22 protein-coding genes are annotated in these 22,757 nt (G+C 52.5%); 14 read left to right on the plus strand and 8 right to left on the minus strand.

Features of this window, described 5'->3' with window-relative positions:
* Window positions 1-175: 175 nt before the first annotated feature.
* Window positions 176-820 (minus strand): helix-turn-helix transcriptional regulator, encoded by a 645-nt coding sequence (locus tag JWF83_RS17360; protein WP_413651660.1) that lies wholly within the window; start codon window positions 818-820, stop codon window positions 176-178.
* 861 nt (window positions 821-1,681) lie between these two features.
* Here JWF83_RS17360 and JWF83_RS17365 point away from each other — a divergent pair.
* Window positions 1,682-2,131, plus strand: coding sequence for an SgcJ/EcaC family oxidoreductase (locus JWF83_RS17365; RefSeq protein WP_413651661.1), 450 nt, complete (start codon window positions 1,682-1,684; stop codon window positions 2,129-2,131).
* 78 nt (window positions 2,132-2,209) lie between these two features.
* Here JWF83_RS17365 and JWF83_RS17370 read toward each other — a convergent pair whose 3' ends face one another.
* Both JWF83_RS17370 and yghU read right to left on the minus strand, forming a co-directional pair.
* Entirely contained in the window at window positions 2,210-2,668 is a 459-nt protein-coding gene (locus tag JWF83_RS17370; RefSeq protein ID WP_413651662.1) for a MarR family winged helix-turn-helix transcriptional regulator, read from the minus strand.
* 84 nt (window positions 2,669-2,752) lie between these two features.
* Window positions 2,753-3,622 carry a glutathione-dependent disulfide-bond oxidoreductase gene (gene yghU / locus JWF83_RS17375; protein ID WP_413651663.1) on the minus strand — a complete coding sequence of 290 codons (870 nt, stop codon included), beginning with the start codon at window positions 3,620-3,622 and terminating at the stop codon, window positions 2,753-2,755.
* 376 nt (window positions 3,623-3,998) lie between these two features.
* Here yghU and fhuE point away from each other — a divergent pair, with 376 nt between their 5' ends.
* From fhuE to JWF83_RS17405, 6 genes are all read left to right on the plus strand, one after another.
* Window positions 3,999-6,215 carry a ferric-rhodotorulic acid/ferric-coprogen receptor FhuE gene (fhuE, locus tag JWF83_RS17380; RefSeq protein ID WP_413651664.1) on the plus strand — a complete coding sequence of 739 codons (2,217 nt, stop codon included), beginning with the start codon at window positions 3,999-4,001 and terminating at the stop codon, window positions 6,213-6,215.
* Between the two features lie 31 nt (window positions 6,216-6,246).
* A complete protein-coding gene (locus JWF83_RS17385; protein WP_413651665.1) occupies window positions 6,247-6,504 on the plus strand; it encodes a hypothetical protein in 258 nt (85 codons plus the stop codon).
* A 208-nt stretch (window positions 6,505-6,712) separates the two neighbouring features.
* Complete coding sequence (locus tag JWF83_RS17390; protein ID WP_413651666.1) at window positions 6,713-7,969, plus strand: MFS transporter; 1,257 nt, start codon at window positions 6,713-6,715, stop codon at window positions 7,967-7,969.
* Window positions 7,970-7,984: 15 nt separating this feature from the next.
* The gene (locus JWF83_RS17395) at window positions 7,985-9,061 is read left to right on the plus strand and encodes a sugar phosphate isomerase/epimerase family protein (RefSeq protein ID WP_413651667.1); all 1,077 of its coding nucleotides are present in this window, start codon (window positions 7,985-7,987) and stop codon (window positions 9,059-9,061) included.
* A complete protein-coding gene (locus JWF83_RS17400) occupies window positions 9,054-10,208 on the plus strand; it encodes a Gfo/Idh/MocA family protein (RefSeq protein WP_413651668.1) in 1,155 nt (384 codons plus the stop codon). The genes JWF83_RS17395 and JWF83_RS17400 overlap by 8 nt, the downstream gene beginning before the upstream one ends.
* Before the next feature lie 140 nt (window positions 10,209-10,348).
* Window positions 10,349-11,329 (plus strand): LacI family DNA-binding transcriptional regulator, encoded by a 981-nt coding sequence (locus JWF83_RS17405; RefSeq protein ID WP_413651669.1) that lies wholly within the window; start codon window positions 10,349-10,351, stop codon window positions 11,327-11,329.
* A gap of 44 nt (window positions 11,330-11,373) precedes the next feature.
* On the opposite strand, the gene JWF83_RS17410 is transcribed toward JWF83_RS17405, so the two are convergent.
* Together JWF83_RS17410 and JWF83_RS17415 are read right to left on the minus strand one after the other, a co-directional pair.
* Window positions 11,374-12,222: a sugar phosphate isomerase/epimerase family protein gene (locus JWF83_RS17410; RefSeq protein ID WP_413651670.1), complete on the minus strand. Its 849-nt coding sequence runs from the start codon at window positions 12,220-12,222 to the stop codon at window positions 11,374-11,376.
* A gap of 197 nt (window positions 12,223-12,419) precedes the next feature.
* Window positions 12,420-12,695: a metal/formaldehyde-sensitive transcriptional repressor gene (locus JWF83_RS17415; protein WP_413651671.1), complete on the minus strand. Its 276-nt coding sequence runs from the start codon at window positions 12,693-12,695 to the stop codon at window positions 12,420-12,422.
* Window positions 12,696-12,793: 98 nt separating this feature from the next.
* On the opposite strand from JWF83_RS17415, the gene JWF83_RS17420 reads away from it, so the two are divergent.
* Window positions 12,794-13,642, plus strand: coding sequence for a nickel/cobalt efflux protein RcnA (locus tag JWF83_RS17420; protein WP_413651672.1), 849 nt, complete (start codon window positions 12,794-12,796; stop codon window positions 13,640-13,642).
* 320 nt (window positions 13,643-13,962) lie between these two features.
* Entirely contained in the window at window positions 13,963-15,234 is a 1,272-nt protein-coding gene (locus JWF83_RS17425) for a Glu/Leu/Phe/Val family dehydrogenase (protein ID WP_413651673.1), read from the plus strand.
* Window positions 15,235-15,270: 36 nt separating this feature from the next.
* On the opposite strand, the gene JWF83_RS17430 is transcribed toward JWF83_RS17425, so the two are convergent.
* The gene (locus JWF83_RS17430; protein ID WP_413651674.1) at window positions 15,271-16,350 is read right to left on the minus strand and encodes a porin; all 1,080 of its coding nucleotides are present in this window, start codon (window positions 16,348-16,350) and stop codon (window positions 15,271-15,273) included.
* Window positions 16,351-16,490: 140 nt separating this feature from the next.
* Window positions 16,491-17,411 (minus strand): DMT family transporter, encoded by a 921-nt coding sequence (locus JWF83_RS17435; protein ID WP_413651675.1) that lies wholly within the window; start codon window positions 17,409-17,411, stop codon window positions 16,491-16,493.
* 371 nt (window positions 17,412-17,782) lie between these two features.
* Here JWF83_RS17435 and JWF83_RS17440 point away from each other — a divergent pair, with 371 nt between their 5' ends.
* From JWF83_RS17440 to nac, 5 genes are read left to right on the plus strand one after another with little or no spacing between them, the layout of a single operon-like run.
* Complete coding sequence (locus tag JWF83_RS17440; RefSeq protein ID WP_413651822.1) at window positions 17,783-18,622, plus strand: transporter substrate-binding domain-containing protein; 840 nt, start codon at window positions 17,783-17,785, stop codon at window positions 18,620-18,622.
* Window positions 18,623-18,631: 9 nt separating this feature from the next.
* The gene (pxpB, locus tag JWF83_RS17445; protein WP_413651823.1) at window positions 18,632-19,336 is read left to right on the plus strand and encodes a 5-oxoprolinase subunit PxpB; all 705 of its coding nucleotides are present in this window, start codon (window positions 18,632-18,634) and stop codon (window positions 19,334-19,336) included.
* Window positions 19,333-20,319: a biotin-dependent carboxyltransferase family protein gene (locus tag JWF83_RS17450; RefSeq protein WP_413651676.1), complete on the plus strand. Its 987-nt coding sequence runs from the start codon at window positions 19,333-19,335 to the stop codon at window positions 20,317-20,319. The genes pxpB and JWF83_RS17450 overlap by 4 nt, the downstream gene beginning before the upstream one ends.
* A 26-nt stretch (window positions 20,320-20,345) precedes the next feature.
* Entirely contained in the window at window positions 20,346-21,116 is a 771-nt protein-coding gene (locus JWF83_RS17455) for a 5-oxoprolinase subunit PxpA (protein WP_413651677.1), read from the plus strand.
* A gap of 17 nt (window positions 21,117-21,133) precedes the next feature.
* Window positions 21,134-22,033: a nitrogen assimilation transcriptional regulator NAC gene (nac, locus tag JWF83_RS17460; RefSeq protein WP_413651678.1), complete on the plus strand. Its 900-nt coding sequence runs from the start codon at window positions 21,134-21,136 to the stop codon at window positions 22,031-22,033.
* A 30-nt stretch (window positions 22,034-22,063) separates the two neighbouring features.
* On the opposite strand, the gene JWF83_RS17465 is transcribed toward nac, so the two are convergent.
* Complete coding sequence (locus tag JWF83_RS17465) at window positions 22,064-22,756, minus strand: SDR family NAD(P)-dependent oxidoreductase (protein WP_413651679.1); 693 nt, start codon at window positions 22,754-22,756, stop codon at window positions 22,064-22,066.
* Between the last annotated feature and the right edge of the window lies 1 nt (window position 22,757).

Here is a 22,757-nt window from a genome sequence, read left to right on the forward strand (position 1 = left end):
ATTGTCTGGCCGGCAAGCGGCACAGTACGAAAGGGGCTACCCCAGGCGAGGGAGAATAAAACTGATAACCAGCGCTACAGTAATAATGCATCTTAACCTGTATAGCAAGCCGCAAAAATGAGTAATGGTTAACCGTAGTGGAGCCTCTGAGGCTAATATCCGCGGCCAGAGGTGACTAATAAAAATTCTGATATAACCCTTCACTCATCATAATCAGCTGACTGGTTCTGGTGATCCCCAGCTTGCGCATCACGCTGCGTTTCTGACTACTGATAGTTTTTACGCTGCGCTGGGTGAGGCGACCAATTTGCGCCGGGGTTTTCCCCTCCAGCAGGAAGCGCAAGATACGGCTCTCCGCTGGTGTCAGGGCGGCGGCGCAGGCTGTTGGCGCCAGCTGCTCCGCCTGGCGGATAAAGCTGGCGCTTAACTGACTTTTGTTGCCAAACAGCAGCAGCTGCAGACTTTCCGCCAGCGGCAAAAGCGGCTCGCGGCGTGACAGAAACCCATTGATTATCAGCATCTGGGACATTCTTAATAGTGACAAAGAGAAATGGCTGGTAAACACAATCAGCTTAATCTCAGGTTGTTTTAAACGTATTTCTCGCAGGAACGCTTTAGTACTGGAAAGAGTAACATTATTTTCACTGTCTAAAATAACTGCGTCAATTTTTTGGCTATAAATAAATGATCTTGCCTGCGCCAGCGAAGTTGCATAACTGAAGCGGAAACTATGCGGGTTTCTCTCTTCTAATAAGCGGGTGATCCCCAGACATGACAGGTAGCACTCATCAAGGAGTAAAATATTGTAATCGCTTTCCATAAAAAACCTCCATCAAACCAGATGAAAACATTGATATTATTCGCCGCCATTAATGCGTTATTACCGGGATGAAAATAGCAACGGCGCAATGCCAGTTATTACGCCAGTTGCAGATGGCGTAATCCTGTTGGTCGCTATATTTTAAAATTGATTTTTTTCAATTTGTTATCGGGTTAAATTGCACCTTATTCACATAGCCTCCGGCGGCGGAGGAATATATAAACGGCAGCGCCTCATTTACTGACGTTTGGTGTTCGGCAACTGAGAATCGCCCCGCATCTGACTGGCAGGGGTATTAACGCATTAAAATGAAATGTGTTTATATCAGTGCAGTCATAAAGTTACGCAGTCTCACTCTGGCGCATAGCAGGTCCATTTTCGGTAAATTGGTCGTGCACTACTGCGATAACGATGCATGTTGACAAATGAATGGTGCAATAAGGCGTTGTATTTTTTTCGGACGATGACGGTATAAATTGTAGATAGTGGTGAGAAAAAAACCATCTGCTGTCGGCGGCGGCGGCGGGTATTTCCCTGCCGGCGGAGACCCGGTGTTTAGTGCGGAGATGTCCCCAGTTATGGCTGGGCCGAAATGCAATCTGCATCCGGTCGAGCCAGCAACTATGATGGCAGCCGGGAAGGACGCCGATCGAGAGACTGTCGCATCAGCTGATGGAAGTGTCAGGGGTATCATAAGGTATATAAATCAAAACAATATAATTAGACTGTTATTAATTTAATGGCTTTGTAACCGCTTTTGTATTCTTTTATTCCTGAATTATAAGTATGCGTAAATTTCATTGCCTAAATAAACCAGGGGATATTAAATGTCCTTGCGTTAATTAATCAAGGATGTTTTTAATGAAAACCCGTATTGCCCTTTTTATGCTGGCATCATCAGTGTCAGCTTCTGTACTCGCCAGCGACAACAAATGTGAGCCTGTCGATCAACAACATATTGCCGGACTGTTTGACCGCTGGAATGACGCACTGAAATCCGGAGACCCGCAGAAAGTCGCGCAAAATTATCTGACTGACGCGGTGTTATTGCCAACCGTATCTAATACGGTGAGATTAACCGATGCGGAGCGCAAAGAGTACTTTGAACATTTTTTACAAAAGAAACCAGTAGGGAAAATTGACAGTCGTACGATTCGTATCGGTTGTAATAAGGCGATCGATGCCGGGACCTATACTTTTACCTTTAAAGATAATACCGCAGTATCTGCCCGTTATACCTTTACCTATGCCTGGAATGGCCAGCAATGGTTGATTTCAACTCACCATTCGTCAGCGATGCCGGAGTCTTAATCGCGGATAACGGCGTCAGGCCGTAAAAAAAACGGGGCCGGTCAGTATTGACCGGCCCTCTGTGCATTTACGCCGTGCCTAGCTGTTCAGATTATCGCGCAGTATTTCCAGTTGCTGCTTGAGTCCCTGTAAGGTTCCGACATCACAGGCCGCCGCACAGCGCACCGATTCCGGGATCGCCAGCGCTTTCTGCCGTAACAGACGACCAGCTTCACTTAACGTGACGACCACCTGACGCTCATCCTGGCGCGAGCGCTGCCGGTGCAGCATACCGGCGGTTTCAAGACGCTTCAGTAGCGGCGTCAGGGTGGCGGAATCGAGAAACAGCCGGGCGCCAATGTCGGAGACCGTAACATCATCCTTTTCCCACAGCACCATCATCACCAGATATTGCGGATAGGTCAGATCCAGCTCTGCCAGCAGTTGCCGGTAAAGCTTATGCAGCGCCAGATTGGCGGAGTAGAGGGCAAAACACAGCTGTTGATCGAGCAACAGGGGCGCGTCAGCCGCTTTTGGGTCATTTTGCGGTGTTGTCATGGTTGAAATATAGATAGGGCACTACCTAATTGCAAGCAAAGATGCCACGCAGGAGCCAGGCGAAACCCTGACTCCCGCCGGTAATTATGGCTGGCGCTTATCCTCAGTTTGCCGCTCGAAATCCGAGGCGTCATGACGTTCATGCAGCTGTTCGGCTGGTTCGCCCCAGGTGCGGTTAACCATACGACCACGCTGTACCGCCGGACGCATGGCGATCTCCTGTGCCCAGCGCTGCAGATGGCGGTAGGAGGCAACATCAAGGAATTCAGCCGCCGTACCATATATTTCACCCAGTATCAGGTTGCCATACCAGGGCCAGATGGCGATATCGGCAATCGAGTAGTCGTTACCGGCAATATAGCGATGCTCTGCCAGCTGGCGATCCAGCACATCCAGCTGTCGCTTGGCTTCCATGGTAAAGCGGTCGATAGCGTATTCGATCTTCACCGGCGCATAGCTATAGAAATGGCCAAAACCACCGCCGAGATAGGGCGCCGAGCCCTGTAGCCAGAACAGCCAGTTCAGCACTTCGCTACGGGCCGCCAGCTCTTTTGGCAGAAAATGGCCGAACTTCTCTGCCAGATACAGCAAAATCGCCCCCGATTCAAATACCCGCACCGGCGTCAGGGCAGAGCGGTCGAGTAGCGCCGGGATTTTTGAGTTGGGATTGACCGCGACAAAACCGCTGGAGAACTGATCGCCTTCGCTGATGCGGATCAAATGCGCATCGTATTCCGCCCCGCTGACATTAAGCGCCAGCAGTTCTTCCAGCAGAATCGTCACTTTCTGCCCATTCGGCGTGGCGAGCGAATAGAGCTGCAGCGGATGCTTACCTTCCGGCAGCGTGGCCTGATGAGTAGGTCCGGCTACCGGACGATTAATTTTGGACCAGTTGCCGCCGTTCTGTTGGTTCCATGTCCAGACTTTGGGTGGCTGATAGTTATTTTCCGACATAGTAATGGCCTGCCTTTGCTAACAATGGAAGTGGTCAATTTTCGTCTCTGAGTGTAGCAGTTCGGCAGAATGTGACTTAACCGGATGAGGGATGGCAGGTGTCCAGCCTCAGACGGTGCTGGTAACATCTTTTTACATTGCTAATCAAAATGATTATACTTCTCATTCGCTTTATGTTGACGAGTAACATTACAGTGGCGTTGCTCGCAATCAGCGAAGGTTTGCAGGGAAAGATATCACCGCCAGAGCTATTGCTGCCGCAGTAACTTATTGCTGGTACAGGGAAAATATGCCCGAATGTACGGCATTTATCCGGTCAAAAAATGCCTGTTCATTCCGTTAACTGAAAAATAATAAAATCTCCTGAGGATGAATAATGTTTTTTGCTCCACGCCATAACAGGGAAAGTCGCGTTCGCGATTTCGCATCCGCCAGCATCAATCCCCCGTCTCTCTCCCTGCTGACTGTAGTGATCGCCACTGCGTTGCAGGTTCCTTACGCAGCAGCGGCTGAAACAACCAATAAAGAAGAAACGCTGGTGGTTGATGCGGCGACGGAAAACCCGGACAGCACGCAGCAAAAGAGTGATTACAATGTGCCGGTTACCCGCTCCGCCAGCAAAATGGCTTTAACCGCGCGTGATACGCCGCAATCTGTCAGCGTAATCAGCCAGCAGCGGATGCAAGATCAGCAGCTGCAATCGCTGGATGAGGTGCTGAAAAATACCACTGGCGTTACCGAGTTCAATTCCGGTAATAGCCGCAGCACCTTCTTCTCACGTGGTTTCATGATTGATAACTACATGGTTGATGGTATTGCAACCAGCTTTGATGGCCAGTGGAATTTAGGCGATGCGCTGGCTGATACCGCTATCTATGAGCGTGTGGAAGTGGTGCGCGGCGCCACCGGGTTAATGACCGGCGCCGGCAACCCGGCGGCATCAGTGAATATGGTGCGTAAGCATGCGGACAGTAAGGAGTTTGTCGGCAATCTCTCTACCAGCTATGGTAGCTGGGATAAACAGCGTTATGTCGCCGATCTCTCCGCGCCTCTGAGCGAGTCAGGGAATGTCCGCGGCCGGGTGATCGCTGGTTATCAGGATCAGGACAGCTGGCTCGACCGTTATAATTCGACTAAGAAATTCCTCTATGGTGTGCTGGACGCCGACCTGACCGACTCTACCACGGTATCGGTAGGCTATGACTATCAGCAAACCAACACCAAAGGCGCCACCTGGAACGGCTTGCCGGCCTTTTATACTGACGGCAGCAAAACCCATTATGACCGCAGCACCAGTACCGCGCCAGACTGGGCCTATAACGATAAAACCTCGAAAAAGATCTTTGCCAGCCTGAAGCAGGATTTCGCCAACGGCTGGAACCTGACCGTTAACGGTGCCCATACGGAAGTCGATTTTGACAGCAAAATGATGTACATCGATGGTTACTTTGATAAAACCACCGGCATCGGTGTCAGCCCGTATGCTAATTATCCGGTGGTTGGCGGCACCGGCTGGAACAGTGGTACCCGTAAAGTCGATGCGGTTGATGCTTTTGCCAGCGGCCCTTATGAACTGCTGGGACGCCAGCATGAGTTAATGGCGGGGGTCAGCTATAGCCGCCAGAATAACCGCTATATAAACACCTATGCCAACATCTCAGCGGAAGAGTTGGGCAATTTTAATAACTGGAACGGCTATTTCCCGGAGACGGTTTGGGGTGAGCAGAGTTTAGCGCAGGACGATACGGTGCATCAGAAGTCAGTTTACACCGCCACCCGTATTTCACTGGCCGATCCGCTGCATCTGATTGTCGGCGCCCGCTATACCAATTACAGCACCAGCACCCTGACGCAGAATATGGAGAAAAATAACATCACGCCATACGCGGGTCTGGTGTATGACTTCAATGACACTTATTCTGCTTACGCCAGCTATACCTCGATCTTTAAGCCGCAGGCTTATCGTGACAGCAACGGCGCCTATCTGACGCCGGTTACCGGCAAAAGTTATGAGACCGGTATCAAAGCCGACTGGCTGAATAGCCGTCTGACTACCTCGTTAGCGCTATTCCGTATCGAGCAGGATCATCTGGGCGCCACTGATTACAGCCTGATTCCGGGGACCACTGAATCTGCCTACTATGAATTGCATGGTACGGTGAGCAAAGGGATTGAGTTCGAAATTAATGGCGCGGTAACCGATAATCTGCAGATGACCTTTGGCGCCACCCGTTATGTTGCGGAAGATGCGGAAGGCGCAGCGGTGAATCCAAACCAGCCGCGCACCACGCTGAAACTGTTTAGCCGCTATCGTTTGCCGATGCTGCAGCAGCTGACCGTCGGGGGTGGCGTTAACTGGCAGACCCATGTCTGGGACAATGTTGCCGGTCCGGATGGCAACGGCACCTTCTATTCAGAGCAGGGTAGCTACGCACTGGTGGACCTGTTTGCCCGCTATCAGGTCACCAGACAGCTGTCAGTACAGGCTAATCTGAATAACCTGTTTGATAAAACCTACAATCTCGATGTCAGCAATACCCTGGTTTACGGTGCGCCACGTAGCGTCTCCGTTTCCGCCAACTACAGCTTCTAATCCGCGGTCTGGCATACCTCAGCAATGGGGTATGCCACTTCGCCTTATCTGGGGGATGATTTCCGCTTTCTGGAAAAGCAGCCTGGCAGCAATCCGGCGCTGGCGCATTTCTACTGCTTTACCCCTCAACCCTGACACACGGCAAATTATCCAGGGGGCGAGACGCCTGGCGCAGGGGATTGTGCGCAGTATTTTCGTTGAAGATCGTGAGCTGCATTATGCCAGTCTGGTTGCCTTTGACACCCCGGAACGGGAAGGTGATGAGTGGCAGGATGCAAATGATCAATAGTCTGTCATATCATTGCTGATGCCGTTGCGGAATAAGACGGGGCCTGCGATGGCCCCGTTTTGTTTGGTGAGTACCCGCAGATTAAGGTTTTCGCCAGCTAAGTGTGACTCGTCTCCCATTTCATACCGAAACGACGGGTAACTATAAAAGTAATCGATTACATTTCATTTCGACAAGATTGTAATCGATTACTTTTGCGAGGGACATCATGGTTTCTTCAGTTGATAGTAACAATGCAGCGAACGTCCGGCGCGGCGTGATGGTCGTGCCCAGGCTGGCGCTAATGATGTTTTTAGAGTTCTTTATCTGGGGTTCATGGTCCGTCACCCTCGGCCTGGTGATGACCCAACATCATCTTTCCCACCTGATCGGCGACGCCTTTTCCGCCGGACCGATCGCCACCATTCTGTCACCGTTTGTACTGGGTATGGTTGTGGACCGCTTTTTTGCCTCGCAGAAGGTGGTGGCGGTGTTGCATCTGCTCGGCGGCGTGATTCTGTGGTTTGTGCCGCAGACATTGATGAATGAAAACGGCGCGCAGCTTATCGCTCTGCTGTTTGCCTATACCCTGTGTTTTATGCCGACTTTGGCGCTGACTAACAATATTGCCTTTCATAGTCTGGCGAATAGCGAGCGCAGTTTCCCGGTGGTCCGCGTCTTTGGCACCATTGGCTGGATTGTCGCCGGGGTATGCATCGGCATGCTCGGCCTTTCCGCCAGCGTCTCTATTTTCTATGTGGCTGCGGGTTGCTCGGTGCTACTGGCGCTTTACAGCCTGACTTTACCGCACACGCCGGCACCGGCGAAGGGACAAAAACTGGCGCTGCGCGATCTGTTCTGCGCCGATGCTTTTGCCCTGCTAAAACAGCGCCATTTTCTGATCTTTATGGTCTGCGCCATGCTGATCTCGATTCCGCTTGGCACTTACTACGCTTATACCGCGACGTTTCTCGCTGATGTTGGCGTGCAGAATGTCAGTACCGTGATGTCCTTCGGCCAGATGTCCGAGATCTTCTTTATGTTGATCATCCCGCTGTTGTTCAGAAGGCTGGGGGTGAAATACATGTTGCTGGCCGGCATGGTGGCATGGTTCGTTCGCTATGGCATGTTTGCCATTGGTATTAACGAGGAGTATCGCGGGTTGTTGTATGCCGGAATTATCATTCATGGCATCTGTTATGACTTCTTCTTCGTTATTGGTTTTATCTATACCGACCGGGTGGCGGGCGAGAAAATTAAAGGTCAGGCGCAGAGCCTTATTCTGATGTTTACCTACGGTATTGGCATGTTTCTGGGCTCGCAAATCTCGGGTGCCCTGTACAACATGTTGTTCGCAGCAGGTACGGCATCAGCGGTGCAAAGCTGGGCAACGTTCTGGTGGATCCCGGCGATCGCCGCCGCCATCATCGCCGTGATCTTTATGCTCTCATTCAAATATAAAGATCCGACCGTGACCAGGGCGTAATGGCTGGAGGTAATAATGAAAACGTTAAAAGGCCCGGGCATCTTCCTTTCGCAATTTATCAGCGATAGGGCGCCGTTTAATTCCCTGGAAGGTTTGGCCGTGTGGGCGGCAGGGTTAGGCTTTAAAGCCGTACAAATCCCCTGCAACCATCCACATATCTTTGATCTGGCTCGTGCCGCAAGCAGCCAGACTTACTGTGATGAAATCAGCGGAGTGCTGGCGGGCCATGGGTTGGCGATCAGTGAATTATCGACTCATCTGGAAGGGCAGCTGGTGGCGGTACATCCAGCCTATGATGCGGCATTTAATGATTTTGCCCCGCCGCAGTATCGCGCAAATCCGCAGGCGCGCCAGCAGTGGGCGATTAATACGCTGAAGCTGGCGGCGTCAGCCTCTGCGCGTCTGGGACTGGCGGCGCATGCGACTTTTTCCGGCGCGCTGGCATGGCCCTATTTTTATCCCTGGCCGCCACGCAAGGAGAATCTGCTTAATGCCGCGTTTGGTGAACTGGCGCGTGTATGGCGGCCGATCCTCGACAGTTTTGATCAGCATGGGGTGGACCTCTGTTATGAACTACATCCCGGGGAAGATTTGCATGATGGCGTGACTTTTGAGCGCTTCCTGGCGCTGGTTGATAATCACCCACGCTGCAATATTCTCTATGACCCCAGCCATATGCATCTGCAACATATGGATTATCTCGGCTTTATCGACCGTTACCATCAGCGGATTAAAGCCTTCCATGTCAAAGATGCGGAATTTAACCCTGCGGCACACAGTGGCGTCTATGGCGGCTATCAGGCATGGATCGATCGTCCGGGACGTTTTCGTTCGCCGGGTGACGGTCAAATTAACTTTAAAGCTATTTTCAGCAAGCTGGCCCGCTATGACTACGCTGGCTGGGCGGTGCTGGAGTGGGAGTGCTGCCTGAAAGATGGCGAATGTGGCGCGCGCGAAGGTGCTGAATTTATCCGGCAACAGATTATCCCGGTTGCCGCGCGCGCTTTTGATGATTTTGCTGTCACCTCCGATGACAGCGAGCAGATGCGTACCATGCTGGGTTTATCGCCAAAGGAGCAGTCGTGTGATTAATGTGGGTATTATCGGTTCCGGATTTATTGGCCCGGCGCATATTGAAGCCATGCGTCGGCTGGGTTTTGTCAATGTGGTGGCTCTGGCGGATTACTCCGCCGAAGCCGCGCAGCAAAAAGCGCGACAGCTGAATATTTCTCATGCTTACGGCAGTATTGAGGCATTGCTGGCGCATCCGGGTTTGCAGGTGGTGCATAACTGCACGCCGAATGCGCTGCATGCCGCGATTAATGAAAAGATTATCCGCGCCGGTAAACATGTGTTCTCAGAGAAACCGTTATGTATGAGCAGCGACGAGGCGCGGCGGCTGGTGGCGCTGGCGGAGCAGTACGGCGTGGTGCATGGCGTCAGCTTTGTCTATCGCCAGTTTGCGATGGTGCAGCAGGCGGCCAGTATGGTGCGCCGGAATGAGATTGGTCGTCTGTTTGCGGCGCATGGCGGTTATTTCCAGGACTGGATGCTGTTTGATACCGACTACAACTGGCGTATTGAACCTGAAGTAGGCGGGGAGTCGCGTGCGGTGGCTGATATTGGCTCGCACTGGTGTGATACGCTGCAGTTTGTCACTGGCCGCAAGATCGTGGCGGTAATGGCGGATTTCTCCATTGTACATCCACAAAGAAAAGCGGCGAAAAATGGCGCCGCTACCTTCACTTCCGGCACGGTATTGCCGGAGTATGATGAGAAGCCGGTGGTGACCGAGGACTTTGCCGCAGTATTACTAAGATTTGATGACGGCAGCCGCGGCTCGTTTAACGTCTCGCAGGTGAGTGCCGGACGTAAAAACCGGCTGATTTTTGAAGTTAATGGCAGCGAAAAGTCACTGTGCTGGGATCAGGAAGTACCGCAAAATCTGTGGGTTGGCGCCCGTAACCAGCCTAATCAGCTACTGAGTGACGATCCCGCCCAACTGAATGCCGACGTGCAGGGGGCGGCGCATTTCCCGGGGGGACATATTGAAGGCTGGCCTGATGCCTTTAAAAATATGCTGGGTAAGTTTTATCAGTTTATTGCTGCAGGTAAACAGCCGGGCGTGGATATGGCGGAATTCGCCACCTTTTATGATGGTGCGCAGAGTATGTTCATTCTTGACGCCATTCTGCAAAGCCATCGCCAGCAGTGCTGGGTTGAGGTGTCGCAGTCATGAATCTGCCGTAAATCCGATACCGTGCACCCGGCTGGAGCCATTAATGGCTCCAGCCGGGTGGCATTCTTCGCTGATATAGCCCCCGTAGGAACTGTGTTACTCTGTCGCAATCAGTGGATTAGCGTGAGATAGTTTTGAGTATGTCGATTCAAAAAATCGCCCGTCTGGCCGGTGTCTCGGTAGCAACGGTATCCCGGGTTCTGAATAATATTGATACGGTAAAACCTGATAACCGGCAGCGCGTGCTCGCTGCTATCAAAGCCAGTAACTATCAACCCAATCTGCTTGCACGCCAACTGCGAACCGCACGTAGCGGTATGTTGCTGGTGATGGTATCCAATATTTCCAACCCCTTCTGTGCCGACGTGGTACAGGGAATTGAAGCTGAAGCGGAGAAGAACGGTTACCGTATTCTGCTGTGTAATTCCGGTTCCGATATTGTGCGCTCACAGTCCAGTCTGCAACTGCTGTCAGGCAAGATGGTGGATGGGGTGATTTCGATGGATGCACTTTCGACCTTACCTGAACTACAAAACCTGATTGGCGATGCGCCCTGGGTACAATGTGCTGAATATGATGATGCTTCGTCAGTTTCTACGGTGGGCATTAATGATATTGAGGCGTCGCGCTTTATTATTGACTACTTGCTGCAGCAGGGCCGGCAACGTATTGCGATGATCAACCACGACCTGAGCTATAAATATGCCAATCTGCGTGAAAAGGGTTATCGCGACTTATTGCAAGAGCAGGGTAATAGCTATTGCCAGATCCGCTATGCTGAAAAACTCAATTATGAGAGTGGTAAGGCAGAAACTGCGCATCTGCTGAGCTGTGAGCCACGGCCTGATGCGATTTTTGCCGTCTCTGATACGCTGGCGGCGGGCGCTCTGTCCGCTATTGCCGCTGCCGGATTGAACGTGCCGGATGATATTGCGGTGGTGGGGTTCGATGGTACTGAATTAGGTTTTATTACTACCCCGCAGCTGACGACTATAGAGCAGCCGACGACCGAGATCGGTAAACAGGCAGTCAGCCTGCTGCTGCGTAAGATCAACGATCCGCAGAGTAAACCGGAGAAATCGATTCTGGCGTGGCGTTTTGTGCAGAGAGCCTCTGCCTGACCACATGCGGTTGGCTGGCGTTCGCCAGCCAACTCAACGCGACATTACTTCAGGTTGTTCTCTAAATAGCGCCTGGCGCTGGTGATAATTGCGCGCGGATCTTTTGGCAAATCGTGTTCCACTATGTACCAGCGCGTACCGGCTTTTTCTGCTGCCGGTAAAATCTCATCCCAGGCCAACAGGCCGGCGCCAGCGGGGGCAAAGTTCATCTCATCATCGCGAACGCCGATTGCGGCGTTATCTTTGGCATGAATGGCAAAGATGCGCCCGCGATATTTCTGCAGAAAGCGTACTGGATCCTGGCCACCGCGCGAGATCCAGGCAACATCGGCTTCCAGCATCAGGTTTTGTGGGCTGGCGTTATCGAGAATAATTTCCAGCGCGGTTTTTCCGCCGTATTTTTTCATTTCAAAATTATGGTTGTGGTAACCCAGCTGCATTCCCTGCTTTTTTAGTGCCGCACCCAGTTTATCCAGCCGCTGCCCCATCTGTTTCCAGCCTGCGATACTATCCGGGCGCTGTTCTGGTTTCAGCCACGGAACGATCAGGACGTGGTTATTAATCGCTTTATTAAAAGTGACGATCTTGCCGGTATCGGCTTCCAGGTCAGCGAGCTGAACATGATCGGAAGTGACCTTCAGCTGATATTTTTGCAGCAGGGCACGCATCTGCCCGGCACTAACTCCCTGATCGCCGACAATCTCAATCGCTTTAAATCCCGCCTCATGGGCCATTGCATATTGCTGTTCCAGCGTGCCGACATTGCGCAAGCTATAGCCTTGCAGAGCGATCTGATCGTCCGCCGCTTTGACGGCAGTAGCAGAAAAGCTGACTGCCGATAACAGCAGCAATGAGCTGAGTAACCAGCTCCCGGACGGTTTTCTAAGCAGCATAGTGATCTCCAGGGTGATTTGAATCAGGTTATTTGTTAGGTAATCGATTACTTTTAACTTGCCACTTAAAGTAATCGATTACAATTTATCTGGCAGCGTTCAGGCGACTAACTGTCAAAAATGAGATCAGAGTGGAAATTCAGTGAGATTTGGCAGAAGTTGATTAGCGGGTGAACGGCTAATCAACAGCGGATCTGTTACTTCAGATAAGATCGGATCACCGCGACAATATCTTCCATATCCGCTTCACGCTGGCTGCGGGATTCGGTCTCATTCATCAGATGTTCTCTGATATGTCCTTCCAGCACTTCACTCATCAGGCCATTAACTGCGCCTCTGACCGCCGCAATTTGCTGCAGTATCTGGATACATTCACTGCCGGTTTCCAGCGATTTTTCTAAGGCTTCAGCCTGACCCTTAATGCGGCGAATGCGTGTCAGTAACTTTTTCTGATTAGCAATGGTATGCGACATGGTGGTCTCCACATTGTATTTAACTATACTGGGGTATAGTATATAGCAATGGTATAAGAAGTTGAATTCACCGCATTCTACCATCCCGGATACTGAACATGACCGATTTTGCCGCGTTACTCAATCAGGGCACCACCAGTGCATGGCTGTTTATTCCCAGCGCCATTTTGCTGGGGGCGCTGCATGGCCTGGAGCCGGGTCATTCGAAAACCATGATGGCGGCATTTATTATCGCCATCCGCGGCACGGTAAAGCAGGCGGTGATGCTTGGCCTGGCAGCCACGCTTTCCCATACGGCAGTGGTCTGGCTGATCGCCATGGGCGGTATGTTTATCAGTCACAAAGTCAGTGCTGACACTGCCGAACCCTGGTTCCAGCTGGTTTCCGGCATCATTATTCTCGCCACTGCGGTATGGATGTTCTGGCGTACCTGGTCTGAAGAGTCTCAGTGGAAAGCCGGGCAGGCACATAACCACCATAACCACCATAACCATCATGACCACCATGACCACCATGACCACCATGACCAGCATGCCGGACTTGCAGGGCTGGAAGCGGGCTCACAGGAGTTTCAGGATGCCCATCAGCGGGCGCATGCCGATGATATTCGCCAGCGTTTTGCCAATCGCCGTGTCACCAATACGCAGATCCTGTTGTTTGGTCTGACCGGTGGCTTAATTCCCTGTCCGGCGGCGATTACTGTGCTGCTGCTCTGTATTCAGGTGAAACAGTTTTCCCTCGGCGCGGCGCTGGTGTTTTGCTTCAGTATCGGTCTGGCGTTGACGCTGGTGATTGTTGGCGCCACTGCGGCGCTTAGTGTTCGTCATGTTACGCAGCGCTGGTCAGGTTTTGCCACCTTCGCCCGGCGCGCGCCCTATTTCTCCAGCCTGTTGATCGCTATTGTTGGTCTGTATATGGTTTTTCATGGGGTAAGCAGTATTCATTGAGTGGATAAAGAAATAATTTGCCGGGAAATCCGGGCGACAGTATCGACATCGGCAGATCTGCAACCACTGTAGGGGGCCATTTATGGCTGCCGTTATGATGATTTGCCCCCGGTCCTCAAGCTGGCGGGTTATATAGTTTTTGGTTATGACGCCATCACCAACTCCTGCAAGCCGCCACCGCCCGTTTCCCGTAATCTGGCCCCCGGTTTAACGTCTCAGGTCATCCTGTCCTTAATATTTTTAATTATTGTCGCTGCCATCCTGATTGGCTTTTTCCCCTGTTAATGGTTCCGGCGACAAATTTAAAACGGAGGTTAACATTGTCAGCACTCTCTTATGTCAGCGGGGACCACAATTCGGCATGGTCCACCTATCTTGCGCAGGTTGAACGCGTTCTGCCGTTCCTTGGTGAGCTTGAGCGCTGGGCTGATACCCTGCGCCATCCGAAGCGCGCCTTAATTGTCGATATCCCGCTGGAGATGGACGATGGCAGTGTGCGCCATTTTGAAGGCTATCGTGTACAGCACAACCTTTCGCGCGGCCCGGGAAAAGGCGGGGTACGCTTTCATCCCGATGTTACGCTGGAAGAGGTGATGGCGCTGTCGGCATGGATGACGATTAAATGCGCCGCGCTGAATCTGCCCTTTGGCGGCGCCAAGGGCGGTATCCGCGTCGATCCCGGCCAGTTATCCGGCAAAGAGCTGGAGCGCCTGACCCGCCGCTATACCAGCGAAATTGGGGTGCTGATCGGCCCGCAACAGGATATTCCGGCGCCCGATGTTGGCACCAATGCGCAGGTGATGGCCTGGATGATGGATACCTATTCGATGAATGTCGGTGCCACCACCACCGGGGTGGTCACCGGCAAGCCGGTGCATTTAGGTGGATCCCTCGGGCGGGTAAAAGCTACCGGGCGCGGCGTATTTGTTACCGGCTGTGCCGTTGCGGCGAAAATCGGCATCGAGATGACTAACAGTCGGGTGGCGGTTCAGGGATTTGGTAATGTCGGCAGCGTCGCGGCGGAGCTGTTTTATCAGCATGGCGCCCGTGTGATTGCCGTGCAGGATCACAGTGGCACCTTGTTTAATGCTCAGGGCATCGATATTCCGGCGCTACAGGCCTGGCAGAGAGCGCATGGCAGCATCCGCGCGTTTCCCGGCGCGGATAATATCGACGACAGCGCATTCTGGTTACTGCAGATGGATATTCTGATCCCGGCTGCGCTGGAGGGGCAGATCACGGCGCAAAGGGCAGAGGAGCTCACCTGCCGGTTAGTACTGGAAGGCGCCAATGGTCCAACGCTGCCTGAAGCCGATGATATCTTGCGTCAGCGAAACGTTATCGTGATACCGGATGTGATCTGTAACGCTGGCGGGGTAACGGTGAGTTATTTTGAATGGGTACAGGACTTCTCCAGCTTTTACTGGAGTGAAGAGGAGATCGAGAAACGACTTGATACCATTATGAAACATGCCCTGGATGCCGTCTGGGATAAAGCGCAAAACCTGGCGGTAACGTTACGCACGGCAGCTTATGCGGTAGCCTGCGAGCGTATTCTGATGGCACGTAAAGATCGTGGATTGTATCCGTAAATGATCACCGGGCCAGCAGGCTGGCCCGGTGTTACATCAGAACTGATAAACCAGTGCCACGGCAACCTGATCGTCGCTCGCCAGCCCCAGTTTATTATTGTCATTGAGCTGATTAATCTTCCACGCTACGTAAGTCTTCATATTCTTATTGAAGTAATAGGTGATGCCCGGCTCGATAAACTTCAACAGATATTCATCACCCACACCTTCAATATCTTTGCCTTTGGTTTGCACGTAAGCAATTGAAGGGCGAAGGCCATTAAGGAACTGGTACTGAAGGGTGGCTTCAAAGGTTTCCGACTGGTTAGCAAATCCGCTTTCACTGGTGTTGCTATTGGTAATCGCATAGGCATTACGCGTCTGACCGTAGATGGCGGCGAAATACCACTGGTTGGCATCGTATTTACTTCCCAGCGTCCAGCTTTCGCCTTTGTTGCCTTTGCCATAAACGCCGGCGGCATTTTGTGCATCGGTACGATCAAGGCTGGCATAACCACCGGCAAAACTAACCCCGAAGTCAGTATCATAGCTTACCGAGCCGGCCCAGCCATCGCCGTTGGCTTTGGTGATATTATCGCGGTCGTTTTTACCCTGGTATTGCAGCCCGAAATTTAAGCCGTCAACTAAGCCAAAGAAACTACGGTTACGATACGTGGCGACCCCGGTCGAACGACCGCGCAAAAAGCCGTCGGCAGAACCGGTTGGGCCACCAAACTCAGGCAGCATATCGGTATAAGCAATCGCGTCATACACCAGGCCATAGTTACGGCCATAGTCAAAACTGCCATAATCGCCGAATTTCAGACCAGCAAAACCTAAGCGGGTTTTGTTGTTGTTATTAGCATCAGAGCCTTCGCTGTTATTGGCCTGGAACTGATATTCCCATTGACCGTAACCGGTTAACAAATCATTAATTTGCGTCTGGCCCTTAAAGCCGATACGCACATAAGTTTGATCGCCTGCAAGGCTGTCATTATCGGAGAAATAATGCATTCCCTGCACTTTGCCATAAAAATCCAGTTTATTGGCATCTTTATTGTAAATCTCTGCGGCCTGACTTACACCAGAAGTTAATAAAAGTGCAGCCACATATGCTTTATTTATACGTATCATCATTTTATTCCTGGTTTTCATTGGTTGTGATTAACAGCATGAAAATCGGATATCGCTTGCAATATAAAGGCGAATTTTATTTTTACTGACAATAAAGTTTTTTAATTATTATGCTAACAGTGACGATAGTGCTGATGACCTCCTTAATTAATGCCACGCATAATACGTGGCTTGCGTTGACGTTGCTCACTCCAGACGGTAAAAATACCGGCGGTTGCCACTATCGCTGCCCCGATGACAGTGGTGGAGGTAGGGAGACTGCCTAAAAAGAAATAACCAATCAGCATCGACCAGACCAGCGTGGTGTAATCAAAAGGCGCCAGCAGGGATGCATCGGCATAACGCAGGCTGAGGGTGATCAGTATTTGTGCCATACCGCCAAAAAAACCGCAGCCCGTCAGCAGTAATAGCTGCATCGCATCGGGCACTTCCCAGCCGAAAAATATCGTCGCCATACCAATTAGCATGGTCATTAACGAGAAGTAAAAAACGATGGCGCCGGGTTTTTCCACACCATTCAGAAAACGGATCTGCACCGAGGAGGTGGCAGAACAAAATGCGGCCAGCAGCGCAAAAATAACGCCAATGCCGGAAGTGGTAGTGACCGCTGCACCGGAAAAAAAAGACCCGCTGGCATTCAAATGAGCCGAGAGCATAACAATGATCCCGGAGAATCCAACTAGAACTGCCAACCAGCGGGAGAAGCGCACACTTTCTTTCAACAAAATTGCAGCCATAATTACGGTAAATAACGGGGCGGCATAACTAATGGCGGTAGCATCAGCCAGGGAGATATAGACTAACGCCAGATAATTAAAATACATACCGCCGGTGCCGGAAAATCCACGAATTAAATGGCCAAAGATATTTTTGGTTTTAATCAGATCAAGGATGTTTCCCTGAAACTTTAACCAAATCAGCAATGGCAGTAAGGCGACAAAGGATCGAAAAAAGATCACCTCGCCGGTAGGAATTGCCCCACCCAGACCTTTAACACATGCCAGCATTAATGTGGCGCACAGGGCCGCCATAATCTTCAGCAGAACACCCATTCTGGAATTCATCTTCAACCTTACATCTCGCTTCATCACTGGAGTTATCTTTCCATACGCTGGAAACCATCCATACCTTAGAGTGGTGTTCTGCCAGAGGGTTAAGATAATTTTGTTCTGCCCGGATAGTTTTTGCTTATAGCGCAGTTTACGCGGCGGTATGGGCCTTTTCAGTCATACAAAATGCATATCGCCATACAGGGTTTACCTCTTATACAAGCTAAATTGCAGCTTATATAGTCAGGTGGTGGCGTCAGAAAAGACACTGCAGTGAGCGCGCTTTGTTTCTATATTGCTTCATTCGCCAGTCTGGTAGTGAATGAGCCAGGGGATGTTTCAGTCATACACTTTTAAATAAAAATCTCGGGGAAATATTAATGAAAATGAAGATGAAGATACTGTCTGGCACCATACTGGCCCTGCCATTGATGATGACCGTCTCTGCGGCACAGGCAGATGCGCTGGCGGATATTCAGGCTCGCGGTCAGTTAAATTGCGCGGTCTATTCTGATGTTCCCCCATTTTCCTCTCCCGATCCGCAAACCCGCCAGTTAGTAGGGATGGATGTGGATCTCTGTACCGCGCTGGCAGACAAGATGGGGCTGAAACTCAATCTGATGCCTACGTCTGTTGAAGCGCGTATTGCGGTTATTGCCACCAAACGTGCCGATGTTCTGGTCGCCAACCTGGCGTATACCAAAACCCGTGGTAAACAGATTCAGTTCAGCGACCCCTACTATGTAGCGAAAGAGATGTTGTTGGTGAAAAAGCCAAACGTTGATAAAACCCGCGCCGACTTTAAAGGCAAGCGTATCAGCGCCACCAAAGGCACCACTTCAGAGCAGTCGATCTATCTGGCAGGGGCGAAAGCGGTCACCTTCCAGGACTCTGCGTCCGCCTTCCTGGCGTTAGAGCAGAATAAAGTGGTGGGCTTTGTGACCAACACCATGACCGCTATCAAAATGATTTCGCAGGCGAAAAAAGATGGTGTTGAACTGGGGATGATCAAAGAGCCAATGGCGCTGGAACCTATCGGTGTCGGCATGCAGAAAGATGAGCCTGCGCTGCTGGCGAAGGTCAACGCCGGCCTGAAAGCGATGGATGACGATGGCACCATCGACAAAATCTGGGATAAGTGGATTGGACCGAATACCGAATACAAAATGATTCGTGCAGAGAAGGTTCAGCCGTTATCCAGCCTTAAATTCGAACCTCTGGAATAATTGATGACGATGCTGTCTGGTGAGGCGCCTTCCCGCGCCTCTTTTATTCTTGCCGGCCATGGCGATAAGGTAAAAATTTCTACCATCGGTAGTCGGGCATGGCTGGTGGAGGCGCCGGGAGATTTCGATCTGCCTGCCCAGCGCCGTATCTGGTCTCTGGCCGCCCGGCTGGCGTCCCGTGATGATGTGGAATCGCTGATCCCCGGCGTGACCAACCTCCTCGTTCTGTTCCGTCAAACTCCAGTTGATTATGATGCCACCCTCGCGCTGCTAAAAGGGCAGTGGGAGCAGGCGCAGGCGGTGGATCCGGGCGGGAAATTAATCGAAATTCCGGTGATTTATGGCGGCGAACACGCCACCGATCTGGACGCGGTCTGTCAGCATACCGGGTTATCCGCCGCGGAAGTGATTCGTCGTCATTCTCAGGGCAGTTACACGGTGTTTGCGTTGGGCAGCGCGCCGGGCTTTGGTTATCTGCATGGCCTCGACCCGACCATCGCCACACCGCGTAAGAAAGTCCCCTCGCTGAATATGTTGAAAGGCACCGTCACCATTGGCGGCGCCCAGGCGGGAGTCTCGGCATTAACCGGGCCCAACGGCTGGAACGCCATTGGCTTTGCCGAATTAACGGTGTTTGACCCGCTGGCGGAGAACCCGGCGCTGATGGCGCCGGGAGACAGCGTGCGGTTTTTAGCCGAAAGGATTGAACTGTGATTGAGATTATTAAAACCGGCGCGCTTAACACGGTGCAGGATTTAGGGCGCAGCGGATATCGCCATATTGGCGTATCGGTCAGTGGCGTGATGGATCCGCTGGCGCTACGCGCGGGCAATATACTGTTGGGCAACGATGAGAATGCCGCCGGTATCGAGATTCAGCTGTTTCCATTTCGCGTCCGCTTTTTGGCGGATACCTGTATTGCTCTGACCGGCGCCGATTGCCGCGCCCAGCTTGATGGCGTCGCGCTGCCGCCCTGGTGGGGCTGCGCGGTCAAAAAGGGGCAGCAACTGGAGATGCACTTTCCGCGCAGCGGCGCCCGCAGTTATCTGTGCGTTGCCGGCGGTATTGATGTGCCGCTGGTGATGGGATCGCGCAGCACCGCGTTGCGCGGCAGCTTTGGCGGCCATCAGGGGCGTTGGTTGCAGAAGGGCGATCGGCTGCCAATCGGCGAGACTACGGCGTTACCCTTACCGGTTAGCGGTATGGGTATCGAACCGCCGACCATCGCCATGGCACAGGTGTTTCCCTGCAATGCCGCTGGCGTGGTTCAGCTGCGTGCCATTCCTTCCGGTGAGTATGAACTGTTTTCTGCCCATCACAGTCGTTTCTGGCAGCAGCTATGGCAGGTGTCGATGCAAAGTAATCGCACCGGCTATCGCCTGTCTGGCGAACCGATTATGCCCGCCAGAGTGATTGAAATGCGCTCCTATGGCCTGGTGCCGGGAATTGTTCAGGTGCCGCCAGCCGGTGAACCGATTATTCAGCTGAGTGACGCCAATACCGCCGGCGGCTATCCGAAGATTGCCGGCATTATTGAAGAGGATTTATGGCGTCTGGGTCAGGTGCAGCCTGGTCAGTACATTCAGCTGATTAAAAGCGATGCGCGCGAAGCAATCAGCGTCGCCGGCGAGATTAATCGCTGGCTGATGCGCCTGCGCGACAGCTGTCTGCCAATGAAAAAAGCCGTCGGTCTCTGACCGTCGCAAACAGTGAGTGAATCCAGATGAAGATCGATGTGAACTCCGATATGGGTGAAGGTTTTGGTGTCTATCAGCTGTGTGATGACGCGGCGCTGATGCAGGTGGTCTCTTCCGCCAATATCGCCTGTGGCTTCCATGCTGGCGACCCGGACATTATGACGCGGATGGTTCGGCTGGCGAAACAGCATGGCGTGGGGATTGGCGCTCATCCGGGGCTACCGGATCGGCAGGGATTCGGGCGTAAAGAGCTGCCGTTTAGCGCGGATCAACTATGTCAGCAGGTGGTGTATCAGCTGGGCGCACTCAGCGCTATCGCCCGCGCCGAAGGGGTGAAAGTGGCGCATGTCAGCTTTCATGCCGCGATGGGGAATATGATTAACCGTGATGCAGCGCTGGCGCAGCAGGTGATGCAGGCGATTGCGCGTATCGATCCGCAGCTGATTATCTTTTCCCAACCCGACACCTTTGTTGAGCAGGCAGCCAAAGCCTGCGGCTTGCCGACCCTGACCATTTTCCTCGCCGACCGGGCCTATGATGCGCGCGGGCAGCTGGTGCCAAGAGGGATCGCCGGATCGGTCATTAAAGAAGAGTCCGCAGTACGTGCCCGGGTGCGTCAGTTTTTACTGCATGGCACGGTGACCACCTGTGAGGGGCAGCTATTGCCGGTGCGCGCCCGATCGATCCTGATCCACAGCGATACGCCGGGATCGGTGGAACTCGCCAGCATGGTCCGCAGTGAAATCGAAGCCAATGGCGGCATGGTCGCCCCGGCATCAGAGGTTGTTGCGTCATAAACCGTTAAGAGGTGCAGATGAATACCCGGCGACTGAAATCATTTATCACCATCGTTGATATGGGCAGTATTACCCGGGCGGCGGAAGCGTTGCATATTGCCCAGCCAGCGCTGAGTCAGCAGCTGGTGTCGCTGGAAGAGCACTTTAAACGCAAATTACTGATCCGCAGTCAGCAGGGCGTGGTGCCGACTGAAGCAGGGAAAGTGCTGTATGGCCATGCTAATGCCATTCTGCGCCAGCTCGGCCAGGCGGAAACCGATGTGCTGGTGGCCGGTCAGGCACTTTCGGGACGGGTCTCGGTCGGTCTGGCGCCTTTTAGCGTCGCGGCAACCTTATCGATGCCGCTGTTAACGGAAATGCGTAAACGCCATCCGGGCATTCTGTTGCATCTGGTGGAAAGCGTCGGGCAGGCTTACAGCCAGCTGGTGTCCAATGGCCATCTGGAAATTGCCTTATTGCATGGCAGTGGCGGTATTAAGGGATTGCATTACGAACCCGTGCTGGTCGAAGAGTTTTTCTTTGTTGCCCATGCGGATTTTGATTTCGATGATGAAGGGGGACCGGTTAACGTCACCCAGCTCAGTAGCTTACCGATGCTGCTCCCTCCCTCCTATAACTTTGTCCGTCGCGCCATTGACCATGCCTTTAGCCAGAATGGCGCCACGATTAATATTGTCGGCGAGCTGGAAGCGGTAAAAAGTATTGCGCGCGCGGTTGACGCTGGCCTGGGGGTGACCATTATGCCGAAAGCGATCGCCGAACGTATCCAGTCGGAATCACGCGATGTGATTATTCGATCTATCGACAGCCCGAAAATAGCAGAGACACTCTCGCTGTGCATTTCCGATCGTACTCCGATGTCTGAACCTGCCGCCGCCGTGCGCGAGTTGCTGCTGGAACTGACCTCCGGATTATAAATAACCGGCAACCGCAGTTGCCGCTACTTATCACAGCATCGCCTCTTTACGGCAATTGATCAGCAGTTCCGCGACCGACAGGTTGCCAGGCAGACGTAACAACAATTCAACTATTTGCGCTAAATCTTCCGGTTGCGTCATGTCGTCACGAGTGACTTCAGTTTCACCGGCGGTCATATCAGTGGCGATATAGCCAGGACAGAGCGCCGTCGCGCGTACTCCTTTATCCCAGCACTCCTGTCGAATGCCATGGGTCAGGGCTACCACGGCAAATTTTGTCATCGCGTAGCCAACATTGCTGCCGACACGGCGCCCGGCCAGCGAGGCGACATTGATAATACGTCCGTTGCCGCAATCAAACAGAAACGGCAGCGCGGCGCGGCTTAAGCGCAGCGGCCCTTTGACGTTAATGCGCCACATATCATCAAGGGCGGCTTCACCCTTATCCATCACCCTTACGCGGGGGTTGATACCGGCGCAGTTAACCAGAGCATCGATACGGCCATACTGCTGGATGGTTTCAGCCACCCAGGCTTCGCCGGAGCCGGCTTCTGCAGCATCATACTGACAGACGGTTAAGCGCTCGCCTGAGGCCAGCGCGTCAGGGTTGCGTACCCCGGCGGAAACGGTAAATCCTGCCTGCAGTAAACGTCGGGTAATATGCCAACCGAGGCCACGAGCGGCCCCGGAAACCATTACCACCCGTTGAGCCGTGTCGAGCATG

Source organism: Pantoea sp. B65 (genome assembly GCF_047308185.1).
Lineage (GTDB): Bacteria > Pseudomonadota > Gammaproteobacteria > Enterobacterales > Enterobacteriaceae > Erwinia.

Excerpts from the sequence above, each read along its gene's own strand:
- JWF83_RS17360 (WP_413651660.1), bottom strand. The coding sequence starts at position 820 with ATGGAAAGCGATTACAATATTTTACTCCTTGATGAGTGCTACCTGTCA.
- JWF83_RS17365 (WP_413651661.1), top strand. The coding sequence starts at position 1,682 with ATGAAAACCCGTATTGCCCTTTTTATGCTGGCATCATCAGTGTCAGCT.
- JWF83_RS17370 (WP_413651662.1), bottom strand. The coding sequence starts at position 2,668 with ATGACAACACCGCAAAATGACCCAAAAGCGGCTGACGCGCCCCTGTTG.
- yghU (WP_413651663.1), bottom strand. The coding sequence starts at position 3,622 with ATGTCGGAAAATAACTATCAGCCACCCAAAGTCTGGACATGGAACCAA.
- fhuE (WP_413651664.1), top strand. The coding sequence starts at position 3,999 with ATGTTTTTTGCTCCACGCCATAACAGGGAAAGTCGCGTTCGCGATTTC.
- JWF83_RS17385 (WP_413651665.1), top strand. The coding sequence starts at position 6,247 with ATGCCACTTCGCCTTATCTGGGGGATGATTTCCGCTTTCTGGAAAAGC.
- JWF83_RS17390 (WP_413651666.1), top strand. The coding sequence starts at position 6,713 with ATGGTTTCTTCAGTTGATAGTAACAATGCAGCGAACGTCCGGCGCGGC.
- JWF83_RS17395 (WP_413651667.1), top strand. The coding sequence starts at position 7,985 with ATGAAAACGTTAAAAGGCCCGGGCATCTTCCTTTCGCAATTTATCAGC.
- JWF83_RS17405 (WP_413651669.1), top strand. The coding sequence starts at position 10,349 with ATGTCGATTCAAAAAATCGCCCGTCTGGCCGGTGTCTCGGTAGCAACG.
- JWF83_RS17410 (WP_413651670.1), bottom strand. The coding sequence starts at position 12,222 with ATGCTGCTTAGAAAACCGTCCGGGAGCTGGTTACTCAGCTCATTGCTG.
- JWF83_RS17415 (WP_413651671.1), bottom strand. The coding sequence starts at position 12,695 with ATGTCGCATACCATTGCTAATCAGAAAAAGTTACTGACACGCATTCGC.
- JWF83_RS17420 (WP_413651672.1), top strand. The coding sequence starts at position 12,794 with ATGACCGATTTTGCCGCGTTACTCAATCAGGGCACCACCAGTGCATGG.
- JWF83_RS17430 (WP_413651674.1), bottom strand. The coding sequence starts at position 16,350 with ATGATGATACGTATAAATAAAGCATATGTGGCTGCACTTTTATTAACT.
- JWF83_RS17435 (WP_413651675.1), bottom strand. The coding sequence starts at position 17,411 with ATGAATTCCAGAATGGGTGTTCTGCTGAAGATTATGGCGGCCCTGTGC.
- JWF83_RS17440 (WP_413651822.1), top strand. The coding sequence starts at position 17,783 with ATGAAGATGAAGATACTGTCTGGCACCATACTGGCCCTGCCATTGATG.
- pxpB (WP_413651823.1), top strand. The coding sequence starts at position 18,632 with ATGCTGTCTGGTGAGGCGCCTTCCCGCGCCTCTTTTATTCTTGCCGGC.
- JWF83_RS17455 (WP_413651677.1), top strand. The coding sequence starts at position 20,346 with ATGAAGATCGATGTGAACTCCGATATGGGTGAAGGTTTTGGTGTCTAT.
- nac (WP_413651678.1), top strand. The coding sequence starts at position 21,134 with ATGAATACCCGGCGACTGAAATCATTTATCACCATCGTTGATATGGGC.
- JWF83_RS17465 (WP_413651679.1), bottom strand. The coding sequence starts at position 22,756 with ATGCTCGACACGGCTCAACGGGTGGTAATGGTTTCCGGGGCCGCTCGT.